The following is a 6,003-nucleotide window of genomic DNA, read 5'->3' as shown; positions in this document are numbered from 1 at the left end:
TTTTGATCTATATTACCTGTTTATCTTGCACTTTTTTCTCCCTCGCGCCATCTAAACCTATGCCACGCAATATGTGATTGATTTTTCAGCAAGCCCTAAATAAGATGAGCTGCATTTGTCCGCCACACAAAAAAGCCCTGCGACAAGCAGGGCTAATGTTAAATTATAGAGTTGTTAGCAGAGAGAGAATATGACTCTCCCTGCCTCTTAAAACGCACTCTTAGAACGTGAAAGTAGTTCTCAGAGTACCAATAATGATGTCGTCATTATTGCGGTCTTGATTCGGGTTGGTAATCCAAATGACGCCCGGAGTCACGGCAATGTTATCCGAGAGCTTGAACTTGTAGAAGCCTTCAAAGTGCCACGAAGTATCGTTGTTGAAGTTCCGCAAATTGCCAGGAGCCTCAAGTTTATCCAAGTAAGGCTCACGACCTACCACAAAGCCCAGCAAGTTGCCTTCTTTCCCTAAATCGGGCAAAGCCAAAGTGGCTGCGTAGTTCCAAATTCTCGCATCGCCGACGCCGAGAATACGAGCATTGGTTAAACCAGCCCAGCCCCCAATGATAAATCTCGGGCTGAGTCGGAACGAAGCCTCAGCACCGTAGGAGTTGCTGACAACTTTGCGAGCGCGGAAGCCGTCAAAGCCTTCGCTCAAACCGTTGATGGAATTAGCCACGCCCGTGCCTGTAAAACCGCCAAGTTTGTCTGGCCCGTTCCCCAAACCGTTGTCAAACCCGAAGTTACCTCTGCTAAAGTAACCGTGGTTGTAAGTGAGAGCAACTTGCAAGTTGCGTCCCGGGGTAAAAGTCAACTGCCCCATCGCTGCGTAATCGCCGTTGAACAAGCCTGCGCCCTTGGCGGGACTTGCCGGATTTGACGCCAAATATCCAAAGGACAGAGAAGTCGGGCCGAACACACCGCCCAGCAAGCCTCTGCCACCGAAGGCGTAATCGAAGCCGATACCAGCACCGCCACCTAGGCGATAAATTGGGTTGCTCTGACCGAAGGCGCTGAGGGAGCCATTACCGCCGTCAAAGTCTTCAAAGTAAGGGTTGACGGTAGGAATGAAATCGTTCCAAATACCGTTAGCGGCTTCAATGGTAACGTTCAACCGATTGCTAGCGGGGAACTTGTAAAGCAAGCTGCCCAAGTGAAAAACGTTGTCGGTTCTGCCAACTACGTTCCAGGTTTGAGTACCTTCGCTCGTCGCCCCCAAGTTAAAGTTTTGACCGTTGCCCACATCCAGTCTGGTGAGCAACAAGTCTCTGCCGGTGAAGCTCGTATTTAAATTGAGACGTACCCGCTGTTGGAAGACGGCTTCATTGTTACCCGTACCGACTCTTCTGTTGTCTCTGCCAAACAAGCCATCATTGCCACCAAAGTCGTCGCTGAGGGCAAAAATTGCTTCCCCAGTCAGTTTGGTAGTAGTTGAAAATTGGTTAGCTTCGAGTTCGGATGTGCGAGCTTCCAGAGCATCGACGCGGCCGCGCAAGGTTGCCAGTTCTGCTGCAAATTCTTCCTGGAGCCGTTGGAGGGCTGCCAAGTCGTCTTTTGTCGCTAAGTTGGTTGTACCTGCTTTAATTAGCTCGTTAACTTTGTCTAAGCAAGCGTTTAAACCGGCGGCAAATTCGTAGCGGGTCATTGCCCGGTTGCCGCGGAATGTGCCGTCTGGATACCCGGCAATACAGCCGTAGCGCTCGACTAGGGATTGCAGTGCTTGGAATGCCCAGTCTGTGGGCCGCACGTCGGAAAGTTGAGATACTGAGGTTACTTGAGCCTGAGTTTCGCCACCAGCACCTTCGCTGCTGTACTCGTTGACCTGTTCTAATGTGGCGGCTGGGTTTTGAGCTTGTGGTGCGACAGTTTGGGCTAGAGATTGGGCCGGAGAGGGCAAATTTTGTTGTGCCTGCTCTGCAACTGCCGGGGCAGTAGTTTCTAATTGAACTGCACTGATTTGCTCCTTGACAGCGGTAGCTGCTGGGGCTGGATTTTCTAGTCTGGCTGCCGCTGAATTTTCTACTGGTTGAGCGACTGTTGGCTCAACTGCTGCTAAAGATTCAGTTACAGGTTGTGATGCAGCTTCAAGATTTGTTGCTGCGGGGTCTGTGGTGGCGGAGGCGATCGCGCTGCCCGTTGCAGCAGGGCTGGCATCTGCAATCGCTGGCTTGGTTTCGCTGCCTGTTCCTTGGGAAATTTCTTCGACTGGCTTTAGTGCTGCGGTAGTTTCGTCAACAGCCGCTAAAGCATTAACTTTGGCTTCGGAGGCTTGGCCTGTTTCAGCTTGGGCAGCTTGAGGCTTGAGCGCATCAGCAGCTTGCTGAGCGTCTGCTGCCATCGCGCTCGAAGAAACTACTAGGGTAGCTCCTAAGACTGCTGGGCTGATTAGTAGGTAACTCCACAAAAATTTCGACATATTCACTCTCATCCTCACACCGATTACAGAGAAACTTTTCGAGTCTTCTATGTGGTCAGTAGTTGCTAAACTAGCATACTTTAAAAAGAGACCTAAAATTCACTTTTTCTTTTGATTTTTGGGGACTAACTGAGTGTATGGATGTGATTGGCTGCTGTCGGATGCCTGTTTTTGACTAGGTACTCAACTGCCTCAAAACCTTACCATACTTGGACTTGGGATTGATTGGACTACTGACACATTAGGCGCTCGATAGCCTATTTACTTTTTAGCACAGCACGTCCGAATCGTCTATACTGATTCGACTTTTGCATCCAAACCGTGTCCTAGGACGCTAAAGACTCGGCGACGGTCGAACAGTTCTAATAAATCGGCGTTGATTTTGTTGTGAGCTGCTTCTTGCCGCAAAATTTTCATTGCTGCATCTGTTCGCAAAGCTCGTTTGTAGGGGCGATCGCCGGCTGTCAGGGCGTCATAAATATCGGCGATCGTCATCAATTGCGCTTGAATGGGGATTTCTGAGTCTGTTAGACCTCGTGGATAGCCTGTGCCGTCGAGTTTTTCATGGTGTCCGTAGGCTATTTGGGGAACATTTTTTAGATCCTTTGTCCACGGAATTTGGCTGAGAAATTCGTAAGTGTGAGTGACGTGAGATTCGATTGCCGATCGTTCTGTCGGCGTCAGGTTGCCCCTCGACACCATCAATTGCACGATTTCGTCTGGACTCAGCAGAGGTTTAATTGCCCCGTCTATATCTCTGTAAGTTTGCCGAGAAAGTTCTAGCAGTTGAGCTAGGGGTTCTTCTGCCAAAATGTGAGGTTCGTTGGCCTCTAGCAGGACTTCCCAATATTCTGCCAATCTGGTTTTTGCGTCTGCTAGCGCCGTGTCTAGCTGTTCTATTTCCTGGCATTTAGCGCACTCTGGCCCAGAGTCCGGGTGTTTTCGGTAAGCTGAATGCTCTAGCAAGTATTTGTATTTAGACTGGACGCATTCCATTTCCAGCGTCCGCTGAGCTAGGGCGAAACGGTGGCGAATGATTTCTAGCTGTGAGGGGTAGAGCTTTTTCTGCTTGGTCAAAACTGCTTCTGGTACTCCGATTTTGCCAAAATCGTGCAGCAGGGCGGCGTAGCGAATTTCTTGAATTTGACGGTTGTTAAAGTAAATAGAGCGCAGCCATCCGCTGCTGACGGCGTTTACTTCTTCTGACAGGCGTACTGTCAGGGCTGCAACTCGTTCTGAATGGCCGAAGGTACATGGATCTCGGGCTTCTATGACTTGCACGCTTGCTTTGACGAAGCCCTCGAACAAGTGTTCTATGCTTTCTTGGAGTTGATTGCGCTCGATCGAGATTGCTGCTTGAGAAGCGAGCGATCGAACTATCCTTTCTTCCCACTCGGAATACTGCTGCGTCGATTCCCAGGCATTCTCTGCCGTCAGCACCTCATCTGCCTTTTTTTTGCGGTTGATCAGTTGCAGTACGCCTATTGTCTCGCCCTGTCGGTTTTGCATCGGCAACACCATTACCGAGCAAGTGCGGTAATTAATATCCCTGTCAAAACTCGTATCTAGCTGGTAGGGTACATCGGGAGGCAAGTCATAGGCATCAGACAGGTTCAAACTTTGACCTGTAATTGCCACGTATCCCGCCAAGCTTTTGTCTGTCAGCGGCAGGGCAAACTCCTTAAACGACAGTCTGGGTTTAGAACCATTTTGAGCTACCTTGAACAGCAACTTAGATTTCTCGTCGCTGTGATCTACTAAATAAACGCTGCCCGCATCGCTGTAGGTGATTTCCCGGCTTTTGGATAAAATCAAGTTTAACAACCCGCCCAAATCGGGGGCGCTAGAGAGCGCCGCGCCAATATCCAAAAGCTTTTCTATCAGTTCTGTTCTTTGAGCAGATTCGTTCAAGAACTCTGGCCTTTCAAATACGATCATGGTCGGAGGATGGCGAATAGCCTTTAATACATTGGACTTGTTGCATCTCGACTTTCTCACACCCGATTTTAACCCAGAGTCGATATTTTCTTTTGAGCGGGCTTTCTGCTCTTGGGACTGTCGCTAGATGCAGTGGCGGCTAGGAAAATGAGAACTCTTGTGACGCTCCCACACTAATTGCAAGCAATATAGTTTGGGCATCTGAGTCCTGTAAAGGATATCTAGATCTTCCTTCGAGATACTCCAAACTGTTTCTCTCTACGGCGTTTTATAGTGAGGAACACGTCCAGCCCCACTGTGGTTCAATGATATCAAAGATTGTCGATTTCGGCGGTGATGGCTTCCGAGCCCTACGGGATTGGTCAACCATCCCACCTCAATCAACTTGGCTTTCATCCCACCCCAATCTGTAAACAATATGGGGTGGGGATTCCCGCCTAACTAGCTAATTTAGCGCAGAAATCTCTTGGGCTAGCGCCATGTCTTTCTCAGTTAAGCCTCCGGCATCGTGAGTTGTCAAGTTAACTGTTACTTGGTTATAGGAGATTTCTATGTCGGGGTGATGTCCTGCCGCTTCTGAGGGGGCGACCAACTTATTCACAAAGGCGATCGCGCCGATAAAATCTTTAAATAAACGGGTACACCGCAGTTGCTTACCTTCCACCGTCCAGCCCGATAATTGACTGGCGCGCTCTTGAATTTCAGTATCGTTAAGTAGATCTGCCATAATTTTTTTTATTTTGGGATAAGCTTTTTGGGAGATTAACAGCCAACCTGTAAAAAATCCGACCAAAAACTATCCGCTCTCACCAATAGTATTGAGGCTCAAGTTTTAATACTTAAGATTTAACACTATTTGAGGTGAGAGCGGTCTAGCGGGTCTTCAGATTAGAACCTGACTGCCGGGAGAATCCCTAGCTGAGCCTGGTTCCCGATGGAATTCGTTTCCAGTTGGAAACGACGGCTGACTGCTAGTGAGCGGCCCCGGCGCACAGCCGGTAGTTTCCAATCTGATGACCCATGCATTTACTACTTTCTATCATGGGCATCACCTCCAGGATTAGCTAAATGGCTTCATATTTGAACGCACCTCACCCAAATACAAGATCTGGTGTGAGGATTTGTGCGCTAGCCCTTGCCAGCGTAACCGAAAGAACCTGCGTTCTGAGTATCATTTCAGTAGTCACAATGATTAGAATAACACAAGGAATTAGAAGTGGGGGGATGCAAATTAATATTTTTGCAAGATGAGGGCAAATTACTGACGTATCGAGGTTTTCGATCGCTCTCTACAGCCAGCGGGCGATCCTCTTCGTTGGCGTAGCCGCCGTAGGCGCGGGCTTCGCTAACGAGCTTTTGAGCGGATTGCTTTTTCTGTGGGGCAGGTATAAAGAGGGAAATGTGCGATCGGATTACTGAAATCAAAAAAGCTCCTACCGAGCGGCAGGAGCTTTTTAAACATTGAGGGTAAAGCCTAAACTAATTTATCTTACCCTTTCAAAATGTTGCAATTTTTGATACTTCGCACTGATTAGAGAGCGTTACCGCGAGGTAGAACTTCTTCAGGGAAGATGAAGTTTTCGTGGGGTTGGTCGGTCGGAGCCATCCAAGCACGAATGCCTTCGTTAAGCAGAATGTTCTTAGTGTAGAAC

4 protein-coding genes and 1 pseudogene are annotated in these 6,003 nt (G+C 48.8%); all 5 read right to left on the bottom strand.

Features of this window, described 5'->3' with window-relative positions:
- Nucleotides 1–220 precede the first annotated feature (220 nt).
- A complete protein-coding gene (locus tag JGK07_RS32510) occupies nt 221–2,413 on the bottom strand; it encodes an iron uptake porin (protein ID WP_293186920.1) in 2,193 nt (730 codons plus the stop codon).
- Nucleotides 2,414–2,704: 291 nt separating this feature from the next.
- Nucleotides 2,705–4,351 (bottom strand): HD domain-containing phosphohydrolase, encoded by a 1,647-nt coding sequence (locus JGK07_RS32505; protein WP_293193881.1) that lies wholly within the window; start codon nt 4,349–4,351, stop codon nt 2,705–2,707.
- A gap of 445 nt (nt 4,352–4,796) precedes the next feature.
- Nucleotides 4,797–5,078, bottom strand: a complete 282-nt coding sequence (locus tag JGK07_RS32500; protein ID WP_293186922.1) for a 4a-hydroxytetrahydrobiopterin dehydratase — start codon at nt 5,076–5,078, stop codon at nt 4,797–4,799.
- 449 nt (nt 5,079–5,527) lie between these two features.
- Nucleotides 5,528–5,776: a hypothetical protein gene (locus tag JGK07_RS32495; protein ID WP_293186923.1), complete on the bottom strand. Its 249-nt coding sequence runs from the start codon at nt 5,774–5,776 to the stop codon at nt 5,528–5,530.
- A gap of 106 nt (nt 5,777–5,882) precedes the next feature.
- Nucleotides 5,883–6,003 (bottom strand): annotated as a pseudogene (locus JGK07_RS32490) (photosystem II protein D2); the annotation flags it as partial.

The sequence above is a fragment of the Microcoleus sp. PH2017_24_DOB_U_A genome (assembly GCF_020738205.1).
GTDB lineage: Bacteria > Cyanobacteriota > Cyanobacteriia > Cyanobacteriales > Microcoleaceae > Microcoleus.
This window is presented reverse-complemented; position numbering and strand designations above follow the sequence as displayed.